Annotated in this window: 16 protein-coding genes; 2 read left to right on the top strand and 14 right to left on the bottom strand. The window is 64.0% G+C overall.

Translation table 11 applies throughout. The features are described 5' to 3' along the window. Positions 1 to 8 precede the first annotated feature (8 nt). Positions 9 to 317: a DUF7446 family protein gene (locus tag QN239_RS31895; protein ID WP_499017226.1), complete on the bottom strand. Its 309-nt coding sequence runs from the start codon at positions 315 to 317 to the stop codon at positions 9 to 11. Positions 318 to 463: 146 nt separating this feature from the next. Between QN239_RS31895 and QN239_RS31890 the strand changes: the two genes are divergently transcribed. Beyond that, a complete protein-coding gene (locus QN239_RS31890) occupies positions 464 to 682 on the top strand; it encodes a helix-turn-helix domain-containing protein (protein ID WP_499017225.1) in 219 nt (72 codons plus the stop codon). A gap of 200 nt (positions 683 to 882) precedes the next feature. Here the strand turns inward: QN239_RS31890 and QN239_RS31885 are convergent, their stop codons facing one another. From QN239_RS31885 to QN239_RS31825, 13 genes are all read right to left on the bottom strand, one after another. Then, a complete protein-coding gene (locus tag QN239_RS31885) occupies positions 883 to 1464 on the bottom strand; it encodes a hypothetical protein (protein WP_499017224.1) in 582 nt (193 codons plus the stop codon). A gap of 56 nt (positions 1465 to 1520) precedes the next feature. Then, complete coding sequence (locus tag QN239_RS31880) at positions 1521 to 2240, bottom strand: hypothetical protein (RefSeq protein ID WP_499017222.1); 720 nt, start codon at positions 2238 to 2240, stop codon at positions 1521 to 1523. Further along, entirely contained in the window at positions 2240 to 5593 is a 3354-nt protein-coding gene (locus QN239_RS31875) for a hypothetical protein (RefSeq protein ID WP_499017221.1), read from the bottom strand. Before QN239_RS31875 ends, QN239_RS31880 begins: the two co-directional genes overlap by 1 nt. Continuing rightward, positions 5590 to 5979, bottom strand: coding sequence for a Fis family transcriptional regulator (locus QN239_RS31870; protein WP_499017220.1), 390 nt, complete (start codon positions 5977 to 5979; stop codon positions 5590 to 5592). Before QN239_RS31870 ends, QN239_RS31875 begins: the two co-directional genes overlap by 4 nt. A gap of 245 nt (positions 5980 to 6224) precedes the next feature. Then, positions 6225 to 6755 carry a hypothetical protein gene (locus QN239_RS31865; protein WP_499017219.1) on the bottom strand — a complete coding sequence of 177 codons (531 nt, stop codon included), beginning with the start codon at positions 6753 to 6755 and terminating at the stop codon, positions 6225 to 6227. Next, a complete protein-coding gene (locus QN239_RS31860) occupies positions 6752 to 7138 on the bottom strand; it encodes an XRE family transcriptional regulator (RefSeq protein WP_499017218.1) in 387 nt (128 codons plus the stop codon). The genes QN239_RS31865 and QN239_RS31860 overlap by 4 nt, the downstream gene beginning before the upstream one ends. A 349-nt stretch (positions 7139 to 7487) precedes the next feature. Continuing rightward, entirely contained in the window at positions 7488 to 8177 is a 690-nt protein-coding gene (locus tag QN239_RS31855; protein WP_499017217.1) for an HNH endonuclease family protein, read from the bottom strand. Positions 8178 to 8292: 115 nt separating this feature from the next. Beyond that, complete coding sequence (locus QN239_RS31850; RefSeq protein ID WP_499017215.1) at positions 8293 to 8895, bottom strand: hypothetical protein; 603 nt, start codon at positions 8893 to 8895, stop codon at positions 8293 to 8295. After that, complete coding sequence (locus QN239_RS31845) at positions 8892 to 9035, bottom strand: hypothetical protein (protein ID WP_499017214.1); 144 nt, start codon at positions 9033 to 9035, stop codon at positions 8892 to 8894. Before QN239_RS31845 ends, QN239_RS31850 begins: the two co-directional genes overlap by 4 nt. Beyond that, on the bottom strand, positions 9032 to 11155 hold the full coding sequence (locus tag QN239_RS31840; protein WP_499017212.1) for a cellulase family glycosylhydrolase: 2124 nt from the start codon (positions 11153 to 11155) through the stop codon (positions 9032 to 9034). The genes QN239_RS31845 and QN239_RS31840 overlap by 4 nt, the downstream gene beginning before the upstream one ends. 270 nt (positions 11156 to 11425) lie before the next feature. After that, positions 11426 to 12919: a PE-PPE domain-containing protein gene (locus QN239_RS31835; RefSeq protein WP_499017211.1), complete on the bottom strand. Its 1494-nt coding sequence runs from the start codon at positions 12917 to 12919 to the stop codon at positions 11426 to 11428. Positions 12920 to 13324: 405 nt separating this feature from the next. Continuing rightward, positions 13325 to 13489 carry a hypothetical protein gene (locus QN239_RS31830; RefSeq protein ID WP_499017210.1) on the bottom strand — a complete coding sequence of 55 codons (165 nt, stop codon included), beginning with the start codon at positions 13487 to 13489 and terminating at the stop codon, positions 13325 to 13327. 207 nt (positions 13490 to 13696) lie between these two features. Continuing rightward, positions 13697 to 14383 carry a helix-turn-helix domain-containing protein gene (locus tag QN239_RS31825; protein ID WP_499017209.1) on the bottom strand — a complete coding sequence of 229 codons (687 nt, stop codon included), beginning with the start codon at positions 14381 to 14383 and terminating at the stop codon, positions 13697 to 13699. A gap of 141 nt (positions 14384 to 14524) precedes the next feature. Between QN239_RS31825 and QN239_RS31820 the strand changes: the two genes are divergently transcribed. Then, the gene (locus QN239_RS31820; protein WP_499017207.1) at positions 14525 to 14875 is read left to right on the top strand and encodes a histone-like nucleoid-structuring protein Lsr2; all 351 of its coding nucleotides are present in this window, start codon (positions 14525 to 14527) and stop codon (positions 14873 to 14875) included. Positions 14876 to 14905 lie beyond the last annotated feature (30 nt).

Here is a 14905-nt window from a genome sequence, read left to right as displayed (position 1 = left end):
TGCCGTTACTACTCATGACCGGCGATCACGCCGCCGGGATGCTGCCCGTGCCGCGTGCCGTCGGAGTGTGTCCGGCCGATCTTCGAAACCTGGATCTGATAGGTGATCCCGTCGTCGTATTCGACTTCCAATGCGCCATCAAAGCCATTGATAACGTACTCGGCGACGGCCAGCACGGCGTTGTCGGTGACGTCGGTTGTCTCGCCGTCTAATCCGTCTCGGGACGTGTTCACATGGCCAGCGACAACGCGCTGGGTCTGGCCAATGAACTGAACGCCGATTGCGTTGTTCGTGTCATGCATTGCTGCGTCCTTCATACCGCCGATCATGCCTCCTGGGCCGGACACGGCATATCAGTCGCTACCGCCCACCTGGCTGTTGCGGCGGCGATCGCAGCGGACCCTCCGAGCCGCGAACACATGATGATGACTATAGTCTGCATTACTTCGTTTATAGTCGCCGTGTGGACATTGATCCTCGGCGTCTGACAGAGATTGGCGCACGGCTGCGATCGCTGCGCGAGGAACGCGGCGAGACCCAAGCCCACGTTGCACAGGCCGTCGGGCTGCACCGCACCTACTTGGGCCGTCTTGAGACTGGCCAGAAGAACGTCACGCTGGCCGTTCTCTACAAGCTCGCCGACTACTTCGAAGTGGCCGCCGCAACATTGCTTCCGGACTGAGCTCGCGATCCGCCACGTGACGGGCCCACTGCGAGCAGCCGCGTCTCCAGATTCAACCTCAGGGCGCAGAATGCGTGTCGCCCTGAGGGGCCAGACACACCATTGCTGGTGCCGGGAATGCCTCAGGGCTGACGTCGGTCACGCTACACCCGGGCGTCGCTTCTGGTCGAGCACCACTGATCACCGCGCCACGGCCGCTATCAGATGTGAGTGTCGACCAGGGCCGCGAGGTCGGGTAGCGGTGCATCATCCATCCACACCTGGGTGCGCCCAACCTCCAGTTGCCTCTTGGCCGGGTGCACTCTCCACTCACGCTGGCGCGTCATGACCATACAGGCGAGGACCTGGCCGTGGAACCATGTCGGCACCTCGATCTTGGCGACCGCGCTGATCCGACGCAGCAGGTAGGTGAGCGCTCGTCGACTGCCATTGGTGACTGCGATTTGGAGCCATGGTTTTCCGTGGACGGCGCCGATCACAACGATGTGAGGTTCGAGCCAGCGTTCCTGCTCCCACTCCGGCAAGATCTCCCCTCCCTGGGCGATCGTCGCGATCGCGGCGAGTGCGCGTGCGTACTGCTGCTCATTTCGGCGCTCGACGATGGCAGGTCCGCGCTGCAGCTGTGTGATTCGTTTGGCGGGGCACCGCGTTCGCCGCCGGCGGTCGCGCTTGGCGCCGCCGATCCATCGGCGCACCGTTGCCGGTGTCACGTCGGTGTAGTCGGCGACGGCAGCGATGTCGATGCCGCCCTTGTCGGTCCGGCCGTAGCATTCGGCAAGCATGTCGGTGAAGCGGCCTTGGGTCCACCGTGGTCCTGCTACAGGCTCGGCGCTCGCTGTCACGGTCGTGAGCCGAATCCGAAGTCTTCAATGGTGATGAATCCCCAGTCGGCGAGGTATTTCAGGCCGAGTACCTCGGTGAGCCAGGCGTGCAGGCCTTTGTCGCCGTCCTCCTCGTAGGCGCTGAGCATGGCTTCGACATCTGAGGGTTCGATGCTTTGCCTGACGGTGCGGTCTTTGGTGTATTCGTCAGTGTCGTTGCCGCCGGGGCCTTGGTTTCCACTGACCCACAGCGATGTTCCACGCGCCAGTGCGGCACGGCCCTGCGTACTGGCACGAAAGTCGGCGGTCGCGGATCTGCGGCCGGCTTTCGTGGTCGCCGCTTTCTTGGATTCAGTCTGGAGTGCGGCGAGGTGTTCGGCGGTGGGCTTCTGTTTTCCTGTGGCCCATCGACGGACGGTCGACGCCGCCACACCGAGCTTTTCGGCGGCGGCCCTGGCGTTCACCGCGGCACCGCGGGTGCCGCGCCCGAATGCTGCAAGCAGCATTCCTTTGGTGCTCGACTGGTCGGTGACATCGGCCTCGCGGCGACCCGATATCGCCCGGAAGAAGACCTGGCGCTGCGTATCGCGATAGCTTCTGATCGCCTCCTGGACTTGGCTTTTCGGTACTCTCAGCCTTCGTGCCGCGAGGTCGGCATCGACTGTTCCGGCGGCCACGGAGCCGAACTTGCCGAGATCGTCGCCGGTGAGGTTGCGGCGCCGGCGTAGTCGCGCCATTAGCTACCTGCCTCGGCGTCGGCGTGGGTGGCACACCTCGGGTGCAGTTCAGCCCATTCGTCGGGGTCTAGCAGCGCCGCCTTACCCTTATATGCGCCACCGTTGAGGTACTGGATGTGGTCGACCAAGAGTGCCGAACCCTCATGCTTGTACTGCCCGAATCCCCTACCCCAGGTTGCAGGTTCGCCGGGCCACGCCGCGCGCGGGTCGGGGCTATCAGAGACGTAGAGCACGGTGTCTTTCTCCGCGGCCACCGGCCAACGGTCCGTCGCTTGTCCGATCTGATCGATGCGGTAGGCGATGTTGGCGCTGGCCTTGCCGACGATGCTGTAGCGCTTCATGGGGTCATATCCGGTCTTGCCCTTGAGATTGGTATCTGATCCCAGGAGTCCAATTCCCGTGTTGCGGATGACTTTCGACTGATTACGGGCGGCCTGCGCATCGGCGTCGTTGATGTCAAGGGAGACCGAGGCGTCGCGTACACGCTCGTAGAAGCCTTTGAGCACGCGGCCGTGGTTAGGCCATGTATATGCCTCGACGACAGTGGGTTTGTAGCCTTGGACCAGGGCATGCTGCAGCCGTGCTGTCGTGGTCGGCTTCGGCGAGGTGAACTGCAGCCCCGCTGGGTTGAGCAGGAACGGCACTCGCCAGTCCTGCTGCTTAGGAATGACGATCGTGACCAGCCCGGGAGCCTTGATGAGCTCTTTCAAACGTTGCGGATCCTCGAACACGGATCCGTCCGGGAAGTGAACAGGCTCTCCGATCGGAAGTTCCAAGCCGGCTATGGCCGCCGGGTAGGACCCCCCTCGATCGTAGGCATGAACGTAGAGGCACTTCTGTTCGTCGGTGGTGAGTGTTCGCGTCCAATTGAACTCTCGTTCAACGTCATTGATAGTGAAGGGGAGATCGAAGGTGGAAGGAGCCAACGGGCCGTTGATCCATTCTTCGATCGTTGTGCCTTTCGGCCGGGTCTGCTTCATGAGGTCAATGGCGGTGACGCCTGGATTGATTTTGAGCGGGAAGCGTAGCGCATCGGCGAGCATCTTGAGTCGGTGCGCCACGGTGGCAGCAGGCGCAAGGTTGACCCCTCCGTCATCGTTGGAGCCGTCGATCAGAACCGGAACGTTCCCGACGATTTTCGGCGAATCATCTGGGCTGGCCATACCGGGAATCAGCGCGACCCACACGCCTTTTCGTGTCTTGTCTGCGGGAAAGACACGGGTCCAGATCCCCAGTCGAGCGGCCCCGCCCTCGCCTGCTCCACCGAGTTGCCAGCCGTCAGCGACCGCGGCGGCTACAAATGGGATTTCCTGGGTGATTTCGCGCAGCACGCCGTCGCGGTCCTTGGGCTTCTTCTCCAAGACGGTGTCGACGTCGATGCCGAAGGCCCGGCATGCTTCCTCGGTAATCCAGACCTGGCCGGGCTCCCCGTACCCGGGTGCCAATTGGTAGCCGAGCTGATGCGTGTAGGCCAGCTCGGCGACCTGACCCACGTGGCTGATCGGTTCATTGAGTTCCTTTTTCGTGCCGTCTGCCATCCAGAGTCCGTCAGTGTGCAGGACTGCTGCCGGGTTTCCGCCAAGTTCGACTGGTTGGCCGCGCTTAGGTGCGCGCCGGCGTGCAGTGCTGCGGCCGTCCTGGTGCTCGGAGCCCGTCGGGGTAGGGTCAGGCTCGGCTGTTCCCTGCTCGGCGGCGGCGACCTCGTCGTCGGATGTCTGCACTTCCGGTTCACGATCACCGTCAACCGATGGTGTCGACTCGCCAACACGGACGGGAGTTCCCGCAGCGATTTCGGGCCCGGCGTGGCCGGCCGGGATCGCGGACAGCCCAAGCGCCGCAGTGAGGGCGGCGCGGACGTCGTCGGTGGACTCAGCCAGCAGCAACGCGAGGATGGTCTGTTGAGTCAGTTCGGTGCGGGCGGCGGTGATCAGGCGTCCGAGCCGTGTGTGGGTGTCTGCAAGATCGATAGGCGGCTCGTCGGCTTCTGCGGGGGTGGGCCCGTACACCATGGTGGTGTCCTCGATGTAGATCGGCCAGCACCGGTGTTCGCGGGAGATGCGCATTGCAGCCCGCCGCGTCCGCCAGCGGGCGTGGGCGGCGATCGTCGCGGCGAAGACCGGCTGGTAGTGATGGCGCAGGTTGTCATCGGCCGACACAGAGTCACCAGGCGGCTCGTCCTGCAATGCCCACATGTGCGGGTCTGCCATGGCGGTCAGGTACTCATTGATCGCCAGGCTGATCAGGCGCAGTAGCGCGGGGTCGTTGACGAAGCGCTCCCGGGCGGTGCGGAGTTTCGTCGCCCAGGCTTCCAGAACGCGGTTCTGTTGCCGCCACACAACTGCTTCGCTGACGTCGAGCTGCTCGATGGTCAGCCCAGCACCGCCGTCACGGACATCTGCGGTCAGGCCGGCGAGGTCTTCGGTAGTGATCCATGCCTGGACGCGATGGCTGACAGCCATCTGCGGGTGCGGCAGCGGCAGCCCGTTGGGCAGCTGCAGGTCCTCGGCAGCGGGGAGTTCCACCAGCCACGTCCCGAACGGCCGCTTCGCCGACGAAGCCGCGGCGGCGGCAGCAGCCGCATCGAGCGGCTCGGAGGCCCCGTACCCGAAGGTCAGCATTCCCGCCGACGCCAGTGCCGGCGAGTCCTGGGTGAGACAGATCAGTTCGTCGCAGTGCTGAAACTCGCGCTCGATCTGGTCGATGTCAGTAGCCCACGGCGGTTGGATCCGCATCGGCAGGGTCACCCATGCCGGCAGTGTTCCCGGGCTGGACAGCACAGCGCCCCGCCCACTGGCGCTGCGGCCAGCCATGATGTGGTCCAGTACAGCCGCCCCGGAGTGCGCTGCGTTGGTAGTAGGCAGGACCCCGGTGGCATCGAACCATGCGCCGAGGCGGCGGCCGAGTTCCACTGCGTCGTCGACGACGGCCGAGTCTTCCCCGGCAAGCCAGGGGTGTCGCTCGGGCAGGATCTCCACCGTGAGCCGTTCAGGTCCGCGGCCGCGGGCCACGATGACCGCAGGCCCGGCACCGCCACGCAGTTCCCACCCCTGCTCTACCAATGGGGCCAGCGCGCGGCCCAGCCCGCCAGTATGGCCACCATCTTCATCCTCGGCCGCGCCACCGACCAACAACGCCACGGCCCCACCAACCACCCATACACGTGCAGGTGCGGGTTCCCCGCCGGGGAGCGGTACCGGTTTCAGCCCACCGAGCTTCCGAGCGGCCCACAGGATGAGCTTGCCGAGTTTCTCCGCCGTATCGACGGGGTCCGCCAGCCGCCTGCCGGCGACAGTGAACGAGCCGGCCGTTGTGAGGATCAGGGTATGGCGGCCGATCTCGATGTTCTCGCTCATGGCGCCTGGTCCAGCTGCGCGGCTCGGTAGGGACGCATCCGCGCGCTCGCACCCTGCTGGGTCATCCCCAGTACGGCGCCGACCTCAGTGAGGGTGGCGCCTGCCGCCAACGCCGCGGCCGCGGCGGGCCGATCGTCGAGTCCTGCCGCACGCAAGAGGGCCGCGCGGGTGAGCTGCACATCCTTGGTTTCGGCGGCATCTCCTCGCTCGACACTCTTCGTCAGCCGGGCCCGTTGCGACGGTGTCACCTTGCGACGAGCGATACGGCGCAGCCAGATATCCACCGCAGCTTCCAACGAAAAGTCGGCCATTTTCGCGGCAAATGATTCACCGTCCCGCTGTACCGCTGCCTGAATCAGCACAACCGTGGGATCGCTCCCGGTCATGGATTCACCTTCCGCCCTTTGTCTTCACATTCGTGACGATCATAACGACCATCCCTCAGCAGCACAACCAATAGTTGTGGATTGGCACAATATTTGCTTGTGCCCCAGGTTTACTTTCGCCCGGCGGAGCAGCCAGTGATCACCGGGGATCAGGCCTAGTCAGCTTCACTGCTGGTTCAGCCACGGAGGGATTCGACGAGCTTCAACTGCGTTCAGCGCAACCTGGGTGCCCAGCTCGCACGCTTCTACCGGCCGAGTCGGCGCCACCACGGCCGCGCAGCGCCGCACGCGATGTACCTGAATCCTGGATCTCTATCCAGCAGAACAGCGATATCGCTTGGCCCCGAAGCGGGATAGCCGATATCCGGGTCGTCGAAGTGCAGCAGTTCGACAGCATTCTCGGCAAAGACGCTGACACCAGCGGTCGATGGCGGTCCGACCAACAGGTGTCTATCTGGACTGCGGTTGTCACCGATCGCCAGGATTCCGCTGCCGACATTCAGTTGGCCATCGAACAACAGTGCTCCCAGACCGCGGCGGTCCATGCCGGCAAGTACCCGCACCCGTACTCGCCGACCGACTATGTCGCACTCATGAACACCCAACGTGTGCACCCACAGCGCCCGTTGCGGGGCCAGTGTAATACCGGAGTCGAACTCCTCGCGGACGTAGATGCCGACGCGGCCGTCGGCACTCGGGTCTTCGATCGTGAGCACGTTTCCGTCGGGAGTAGTGAACACATCGCACAGCACCGTGTTGAATGCGCCTCGCGTCATGACACGACGCGCAAGGCGTCGTCCCGAAGAGCGGCCGGTAGCTCAAGTAGCGCGGTCGTCAGACGCCGCACCATTGGATCGTGCGCCAGTTCAAGCCAATGCAGCTCGGCGTCGAGAATCTGGGTGTAGTCCGGATCCTCGTCAGTGAAGTACTCAGGGCGCACGCCGAAGAACTCGGCCAACTCAGTGATGACGCGCCAGGAGGGTCTCTTGCGCTGCCCGGAACGCAGTTGCGAGATGTAGGGCTCCGAGACATCGAATCCGCGCAGTCTGAGCGTGCGGGATACTTCCCTTCCGGTGTAGGGACCGCGGGCTGGTGGAAAGACAGCCGCGAAGAGCCGATTGAGCTTGTCAGGAAAGGCGGTTGGGTCAACTGGCGACACACGCGCCTGGACACTGTGCCGCCCCGGCTGCGAACCCCTTTCCCCGACGGGGTGCCTGGACTTCTCTGATGCCGCAGGCGGAGTCATGCCTGGCAAGCTACCTCCAACACGGACAACGCGTCCTTCAAAAAAGCCTGCACGCTTGCGATTTGCTGAAACAGCTTGCAACCGGAAATACCATGCCGCTGTTCACCACAGCCACCAACAGATCTTCCAAGATGCGTCCCATTCGCGATACTGTGCTGCGCCCTGGTCGCGGCTACCTCGCAGCCCGCCCTATGAATGGCTGCCACCCGCATCACGCCGCCGAGCAGGGCACCCAAAGGGCGTGGGCGATTCCTCGTTGCGGTTAGCCACATGTCTTGATAGCCACATCGCGTTCCGACGCTGCGATAGGCAACTGGTACTTGACCGCAGCGGTCAGATATCTCGCCACGTAGGCACATGGTTGATACTCTGGAATCCAGTCATCCAGTCCCCCATCGCCTTTTGATCGATTCGCATGTGCGGACACCGCGATCAGCTCGACGGGGTCATTGGCGAACATCTGCCTGCGTTTGGCATCCCATTTCCACGCGCCAGCATTCCACGAACGCCGCAGCGGCACAACATGATCTATATCAACATTGTGCAACTCCACAGACAGACCGGTGTATGGATCGGGATCGAGATATCCATCGATTACTTTGCAGTCACGAGTATTTGGCTTGAAGTGGACGTCCTGGAGCTGAGCCTTCAGGACCAAATTTCGGGTATCACAGCCCGTGGTATTGGCGGGATCGTTCCAGGCCGGGCCGAACACGCACCGTGCGCCCTTGGCGCAACTTCTTTCGTACCCGGGTACGTCGTCGATGCGGTCGACGACGGTCACCTGCGTCAGCAGAGCGGTCAGGTCCACTGCCGGTGACTCTGCTGATGCTGCGTTGGCAGGTGCACGGCCCTCGGCTCCGACATGCGGATGTAGCCACGCAGTCCCTGCTGCTGCCACCGCAACGGTCGCGGCGGCAGCTCGCCAGCCTCTTCTGCCGAAGATACCCATGAACCTTCCTCGAATGTCGGTGCGTCTTCGTTCAGCGTAGACGCGCAACACGGCTGTCCGTCCGCTATATCGGTTGCCCGACTGATGTTTTCGTCCCGCCCGGCATCTACTCCGGTTAGCAGCCAGCGATCCTGGCTAAGCTCTCGCGGTCGACGAAGCTGAGCGTGCTGATGTGGTGTGCCAGCGTTCCCGCCTCGGTGCCGTCGTCTATGGCTGCGGGCGGATAGGTCGTTTCTCGGCCGTCGGTATCGACGGTGATGAATCCTCCCTGCGCGCATCGCTGGCCCACTGCCCGCACATCGATCCCGGCCCCTTGGAGTGCCTTGATGAGCCAGTAACCGATCCGCACGGAGCGGCGTGGTTGGTGAAGGAATCCTGGCAGTGGATCAGCGCACCGGTGGCCGACTGGCCGATTAGCGAGCAGCCGGCGCAGGTGGTCGCGTTCAGGGAAGCTCATTTGAGCGACGTGGTAGGCCAGCGTCCCCGCTGGCGTTCCGTCGTCGACCAGTGCGGGGCGATAGTGCACCGCCCCTGTGGGGGTGCCGGCGATGAATCCTCCGCGGGCTTCGTCGGTGCCCAGGTCGTGAACGGTCCACCCGGTAGCCTGCAGGTCTGTGGCCAGCCAGTAGCCGATGCGAACCCGTTCGGTGGGTTGTCGGTGCAGGCCCGCGATGACATCAGTGCGCTGACGGGTCAGGACTGCTGCGGTGGCGGTCATGAGATGTCCTCGAGTGTGTGCCCGCGGTGCGGCAGTTGTCGTTGTGCGGTGATGATGTCGGCGCGGATCCGCAGTCGGTTTCCGAGCGGGATGGCCGCGGCCGCGCTGATGACGAAGATGACTATGGCGCCGGCGATCACTGCTGCCCCTCTGTTGTCTTCGCGCGGTGGGTGCCGCCGCCGTTGTTGGCCTGTTTCGCGGCGCTGGCGGCGGAGCTGTTGGTCCCCTCGTTGGATCCTGCTGCGACGCTGTGCTGGGCCGAGGTCGCCGGCTTCTTCGTGCTGTGCGCAGGTCGTGCGTGCCGCGGCCCGTTCGAAGCGTTAGCCGAACCGCCGTCGCTGGATGCTGCGTTGTTGGGCTGGCCGTCCGAGTTCTTCGCGGGTGTGGTGCTGCCGGCGTTCGTGCCGCTTTCCGATGATGTGGAACCCTTGCTCGTCGAGGTTGTCGCCGGCGAAGAAGTGGTGTCTGCCGTGGTGTCGGCATCGTCCTTACGGTGGCGTCCGCCCGAGGTCTCTGGCTTGGCGCTTGCCGCGTCGGCCTCTGCAGATGTTGTGGACGATGCGCCGGCCACTGCGGTCTTGGAGGCCGTCTCGTTGGAATCGCCGGCCTTAGCCGCAGCCTGCTCACTGCTCGCCGTGGCTGCCGTGGCCGAGGTCTTGTCCTTGTCCGTGGCGGGGTCCGGCGCCGCGGTTATCGCCGCCTGGCTGGTGGTGCTGACGGCTTTGGTGGTGTGCGGCTGAGCCAGGCTCGCCAGGGTGGCGCGGGTGCCGGCCAATGCTGCAGCGACGGAGTCTTCGGTGTGCTGCAGATCGCGTTGGAACCGCACGGCCGCAGCGCTGAGCGCTTTCTGCGGGTCTTTCATGGCGGGGCCGATGTTGAGCATGGCGCCCAGAGCGGCCTGGGTGAGCGGGGCCATGGCAGCGACCATGCTCACAAAGCGCGCCGAGACGTAGTTGGCGATGGCGGTGAAGGCCTTCTTCCCAGCGGTCGGCATCTGCTGGTATGCCGCTTCGATGATCGCGTTGGGGATGATCAGGCCGGTGTTGACCAGGCCGAAGCCGAGGGAGGTGAGCTGTAGGTAGGCGTCGCGGGCCTGGGACAGCTTGGGTGCGGTGTAGTCGGGTAGTGAGCCGTTGGCGGCTAGGTCGGCGATGAGTTTGGCGAGCACGAGTGCGGCCTGTTTGGGTGTGCCGTCGCTGTTGTAGAGGCCGTAGTTGGCTTCGGCGTTAAGCAGTCCGGTGTGGATGTCTTGGGCGGTGTACACGAACGCTGGCCCGGTGAACGACAGCCGGGTCCAGGCCGTGACGAAGTCCTGCAGGAATTGGGCCTGCTCGGTCTCGGTGACGCCGATGACAGGGACGGTAGCGTTGCCGTATTCGGTTCCCCAAATCTTCAGGCCCCCACCACCGTTGGCGACCATGGTCGCGTAAAGCGCCTGAATCTGCTGTAGCGCGGCGTTGTTCACATCAGCACCGGAGCTGAACGGCAGGGTGGTGCCGTACGGGTGATACGACAGTGCGTCGAAGTAGCCCTTCGCGCCAGCGGCATACATCGCCGTGAGGAAGTCCGAGGCGGTCTGACTGACCCCCTTGATGTTGCCGGCGGCGCCGAGCGCGCCCGCGACGACGATCGCGTCCGGGTTGGCCGCTTTGATTGCCGTGTAGGCGGCTTTGAGGACCTCTGTGTACTTGGCCGCGCTGACGGGGGCGAAGAAGACGACCCCGTTGGGTTCGTTCCAGATTTCGTAGGAGCCGATCTTGGTGCCGTAGCGCGACGCGACCGCTGAGGCGAAGTTGGCGTAGGCGGTTGGGTTCGGGGCTCCGGCCAGTACTGTGCCGTCCCAGGCAGGGTTGCCGGTGATGTCCCCGGTGATCGAAAAGCCCAGGGAGGACGCTGTATCGATGACGTTGTCCATCTTCGACCAGTCGTAGGTGTCGCGGGTGGGCTGGATGTAGACCCACGGCACGCCGACTCGCAGGTCGGTCACTCCAAGGCTCTTCATCTCGTTGAGGCGCTCGACGAGTTCGTCCTGGCTGAGGTTGTAGAGGGTGGAATCGGCGACGCCGATACTGGTGTTCGAGTTGGACGTGGATTCGTAGTCAACGAGTGCGACTGCGGTCGAGACGATCTGACGCTGGGCAGGTTGTTCGGCCGCCGAAGCGATCGGTATGCCCGCGTTCAAGGTCGTGGCCATGACGGTGGCGATGGTGGCGGCGGCCAGGGCCTGGCGTGCCCGCATGAGTGCATTCGGTGTGTACATCGGGTCTACTCCTTGATGGGCAACGGTTGTGGGGCGTGAAGGCATGGACTGGTTCAGTTGAGTGAGCGGGAGACAACGAGTGGCCGCTCAAGGGCGCAGCCCGATGTCGCAGCGTGTTGTTGGGTATCGGTGACCGCGAACCCTTTGAGGAGGCGCAGTTTCGGCGCGAAGTGGCCGCAGGTGCAATGCCCTTGCCAACGCCGGCCCACGGGGACTACCGAGGCGTTGCCGGGGTGCTTCACACCTGCGCCGGCGCCGCTACGTCTGGGGTTAGTCATCGTGTGCCTCACTGGTGGACTGGTGCTGTGTTGTCCGGTTCGTCGCGGCCGTCCGTGCGGCAGATTCAGCGTGGGGGGTCACTGCGTGCGGGGTTTCGCGCCCTCCGTTGAGGGCTGATCCCGTACTCACTTCGATGGACGCTTGCGGACGTGGCATCGGTGTGTGGGAGGTGCGCGCGGGCCTGCGCGGTTGCGGCTTCGCCGTGCGGCCGGGGCCCGAGCGCGATCCAGATTCCGGATCCGAGGGGGCATTCGCTGTGTCGTCAGAGCCCACTGGAGTTGCCGGCGTCGCGTCGGGTGTAGATGCGCCGTAGTCGTTGGGAGCTGTTGTCTTGGTGGACTTCCGAGGCCCAGCGATAGGTGTTTGTGACGCTGCCGATTTCGGCTCTGACGTGTGGAGCGAGCTGGTTGCAGAGTCTGGGGCCGCAGTGGTTGCGGCGTCTGCACTTACGGCAGCGGTGGCCGTCAGTTCGGTCGTGGCGGCGCGGAGCGTGGGAGTCCCGTCTGAGGCACCTGTGGCTGGGGCCGGTTTGTCAGTGCTGGCTTTCCACCTGGCGATGGCCGCCGCGGCGGCGGCCTGCGCCTGACGCAGCATGACGCCGGATCGGTTCGCCATTACCGTCATACCGTTGACGGAGGCGACGAACATCTGTTGGGCGAGTGCGGCGATCCCAGGGTCCGGTAGCGGTTCGTAGGCCGAGTCGACGATGGGCTTGAGCACTGCCTGCAGCTTCTGCAGGACCGGGTCGGTCACGCCGAGGGTCTGCAGTGGCCGAAGGATAGGCAGAAGGCCGGTGGCCGGAATGAGGTATCTGGTTGTTGTCGCTCCGAGCGAATTCACCGTCACCGTCACGTTCGATGCGGGAATGCTCGACAGATCGACGTTGTAAGACCAGGGGTTGTGGTAGGTGATGGCGCCTAGGACGGCGTTGATATCGGCGATCAAGTTGGCCTGTTGGACGGGCCAGTCGCTGAGCCCCTCGTACTGGTGGGCGATGATGACCGTGTCCCAAGGGCTCTCAGCGGGTGCCGTGACAAAGGTCAAGCCGGGCAGGTGAATTCCGCCGTTGCGCCCCATGATCCCTTCGGCGCTGCTCGGGTCACCAATTCTGACGAAGAGGAAGGTGCGGGTGTCTCCTGAGGCGATCTCGGCCTGTTCTACGACACTGGCCACAATGTTGCCCTGGGAGACGCCGATGATGACGATTCGATTACCCACTGGCACGGAGGAGATGGCCGCATTCAGCGCGGTCACGCCGGTCGCGACTGAGGGGTCCAACGCGATTCGGCCGATGACCGGAAAGAGGGAGGCTTCGTAGCCCAGCTGCAATGCTGTGGCGCCGAATCCCGTCAGCGCGGCGCTGATACTGCCGAGCGATACTGTGCCTTCGATTGCCGGATGGTTGCGGGTACCCGACATGAAGAACAGGGAGTCCTCGGCGTGCGCCTCCGACGTCGAGGTGATGCCGGCGGCGCCGACGATCACTGCGCATCCGGCCGCGGCGAGCCACTGGCGCCGGGCGCTCACGCGGCAGCCTGAGCGTGTGTGGCCTCGGCCGCATGCAGAAGGGGAGCCGGAGTCGCATCCGTTGATGTGTCGAGGGATTCATTGACGAGTTGAACCTCGATCGGACTCACCGGCGGTGTGCGCCCGGGTGGATCGACGAGGCGCTGTTCGCCGGCCGCGCCGCCTCCGGTCAGCACGGAGGCCGTGACCACGCTTGCCGTGACGACGGCGAACCTTCGTCCGTAAAACCAAGTAAGTGCGCTCAACGCCGGGTCCCCTACCCACGAAGGTGTGTTGAGGGGAACATATCAAAGGCGCCGTAACATCGTCTAGCTTTATATGACACAACTGAGGAATGTGCTCAGACCCGCACTCGACGTTGGATTAAGCGTCCGAAACTGATGTTTCGTGTGAGATAATGACGCGAAGCTGGCTTACTAGCAACGTGACAGCTGCCGCAGCCACCTGACTCGATCGCTGTAGATGCGGCGGCAAATCGGCAAAGGCCACCAGCGCGAGTTCCACTTGTTCAAGCTGTTCAACGATCATTTTCAATGCCTACGATTCTGGCGCATCGATGTCTGCCGCGGACCGCGCGATGAGCTCAGCGACCGATACGGCCGACTTCGCAGCAATCAGTGTCCTGCCCGCAATTCGTTGCGCAACCGCGTGGCGGTCGCCTATCGAACCGTCGCCAGTCGACACGGATGCTCCTTCGTCACCCAGTCAGTGACGTGAGCCTAATAGTGATTACGTCTACTTTGATCGTAAGGCGAGATCGGCGTGCAGCGCCGCGAGCCGACCGACGATCTTCACCGCGTCTTCGCGGGCAGTGTCCTCTTGCAGCTCCCGTACGGCGCCGGCCAACGCTTCAAGCGTGCGTTCCAACTCGTCGCGAATCGTGATGACGAAGTCGTGCCGGCGGTCGGCTTCCATCGCCGCCAGCATCTCTACCGATACCGCGGCGATCGCCGACACGGAGCGAGCAGCGATCAGCAGGCCTTGCGCAGCGTTGACCGCCGGCTGGCGATTCACGACGGCCGCCAGCTCGGATTCTTCAGCGCCATACAGTTCGGCCAGCCGCACCATCATCTGCTGTGGCGGCTTTGAGCGCCGCGACTCCCAACCGGTCACCAATACCCTGGAGACCCCGAGTTCCTCCGCAACGGCCTGTTGGGTCAACCCCGCCGCATACCGAAAATGCCTCAGCCCCCAGCGATCTCGGCTTGGCAGATCCAAGTAGTCCACTACCGAGCCGCCGAGTACTTCCACAATGCGGCACAACAGATCCATCGATGGACTCGTACGTCCACTTCTCAGCGATCCCACCGATGTCGGAGTGACCCCAAGCCGATCCGCCAAGTTGCGGCCGTTCAACTCCGACGCCGCATGTCGGTCCCGGAACTTCGCCGCCGAAAACACCTCAGCGAGAGAGTCGGCCATAGGCAAACCGTAACAAGGATGATGACCAACTAGCACAGATACCCCGAACGGCGCGCCCCTCAAGACTCGCCAGTAGCGCTCAGCTGCGCAGGTCAGAGCTACAATTGGACCCATCTGCACACTCTGAGACAGGACGCTTTCGTGGCCGAACGCATCATCCGCCAGCTCGTCGACGACCTCGACGGATCCGCTATCGCCGACGGGGCCGGCGAGCACATCGAGTTTGGGCTGCGAGGAACGACCTATGCGATCGACCTGTCGGATGTCAACGCGGCCAAGCTCGACGACGCCTTGAAGATTTTCATCGCCGCTGCGCGCCGTACCGGCGGGCGACACACCGTCAAGGCCGCGCGAACAACCCAATCAGAGTCCGAGGGCCGCAAAGCCCGCCTGACCGCGATCCGCCAGTGGGCACGCAAGCAAGGTTACGACGTGTCCTCCCGCGGCCGGATCAGCGCCGAGATCGTCGCCGAGTTCGACGCCACCCACTAAGCGCACCGACGGCCCTACCCGGTCTCACAG

Origin of the sequence: Mycolicibacterium sp. Y3 (assembly GCF_051188035.1) — a bacterium.
GTDB classification, from domain to species: domain Bacteria; phylum Actinomycetota; class Actinomycetes; order Mycobacteriales; family Mycobacteriaceae; genus Mycobacterium; species Mycobacterium fluoranthenivorans.
The sequence above is the reverse complement of the archived record's forward strand: the minus strand, read 5'-3'. Positions and strand labels throughout refer to the sequence as shown.

Excerpts from the sequence above, each read along its gene's own strand:
- QN239_RS31895 (WP_499017226.1), bottom strand. The coding sequence starts at position 317 with ATGAAGGACGCAGCAATGCATGACACGAACAACGCAATCGGCGTTCAG.
- QN239_RS31880 (WP_499017222.1), bottom strand. The coding sequence starts at position 2,240 with ATGGCGCGACTACGCCGGCGCCGCAACCTCACCGGCGACGATCTCGGC.
- QN239_RS31850 (WP_499017215.1), bottom strand. The coding sequence starts at position 8,895 with ATGACCGCCACCGCAGCAGTCCTGACCCGTCAGCGCACTGATGTCATC.
- QN239_RS31885 (WP_499017224.1), bottom strand. The coding sequence starts at position 1,464 with ATGCTTGCCGAATGCTACGGCCGGACCGACAAGGGCGGCATCGACATC.
- QN239_RS31870 (WP_499017220.1), bottom strand. The coding sequence starts at position 5,979 with ATGACCGGGAGCGATCCCACGGTTGTGCTGATTCAGGCAGCGGTACAG.
- QN239_RS31875 (WP_499017221.1), bottom strand. The coding sequence starts at position 5,593 with ATGAGCGAGAACATCGAGATCGGCCGCCATACCCTGATCCTCACAACG.
- QN239_RS31840 (WP_499017212.1), bottom strand. The coding sequence starts at position 11,155 with ATGTACACACCGAATGCACTCATGCGGGCACGCCAGGCCCTGGCCGCC.
- QN239_RS31830 (WP_499017210.1), bottom strand. The coding sequence starts at position 13,489 with ATGATCGTTGAACAGCTTGAACAAGTGGAACTCGCGCTGGTGGCCTTT.
- QN239_RS31825 (WP_499017209.1), bottom strand. The coding sequence starts at position 14,383 with ATGGCCGACTCTCTCGCTGAGGTGTTTTCGGCGGCGAAGTTCCGGGAC.
- QN239_RS31865 (WP_499017219.1), bottom strand. The coding sequence starts at position 6,755 with ATGACGCGAGGCGCATTCAACACGGTGCTGTGCGATGTGTTCACTACT.
- QN239_RS31855 (WP_499017217.1), bottom strand. The coding sequence starts at position 8,177 with ATGGGTATCTTCGGCAGAAGAGGCTGGCGAGCTGCCGCCGCGACCGTT.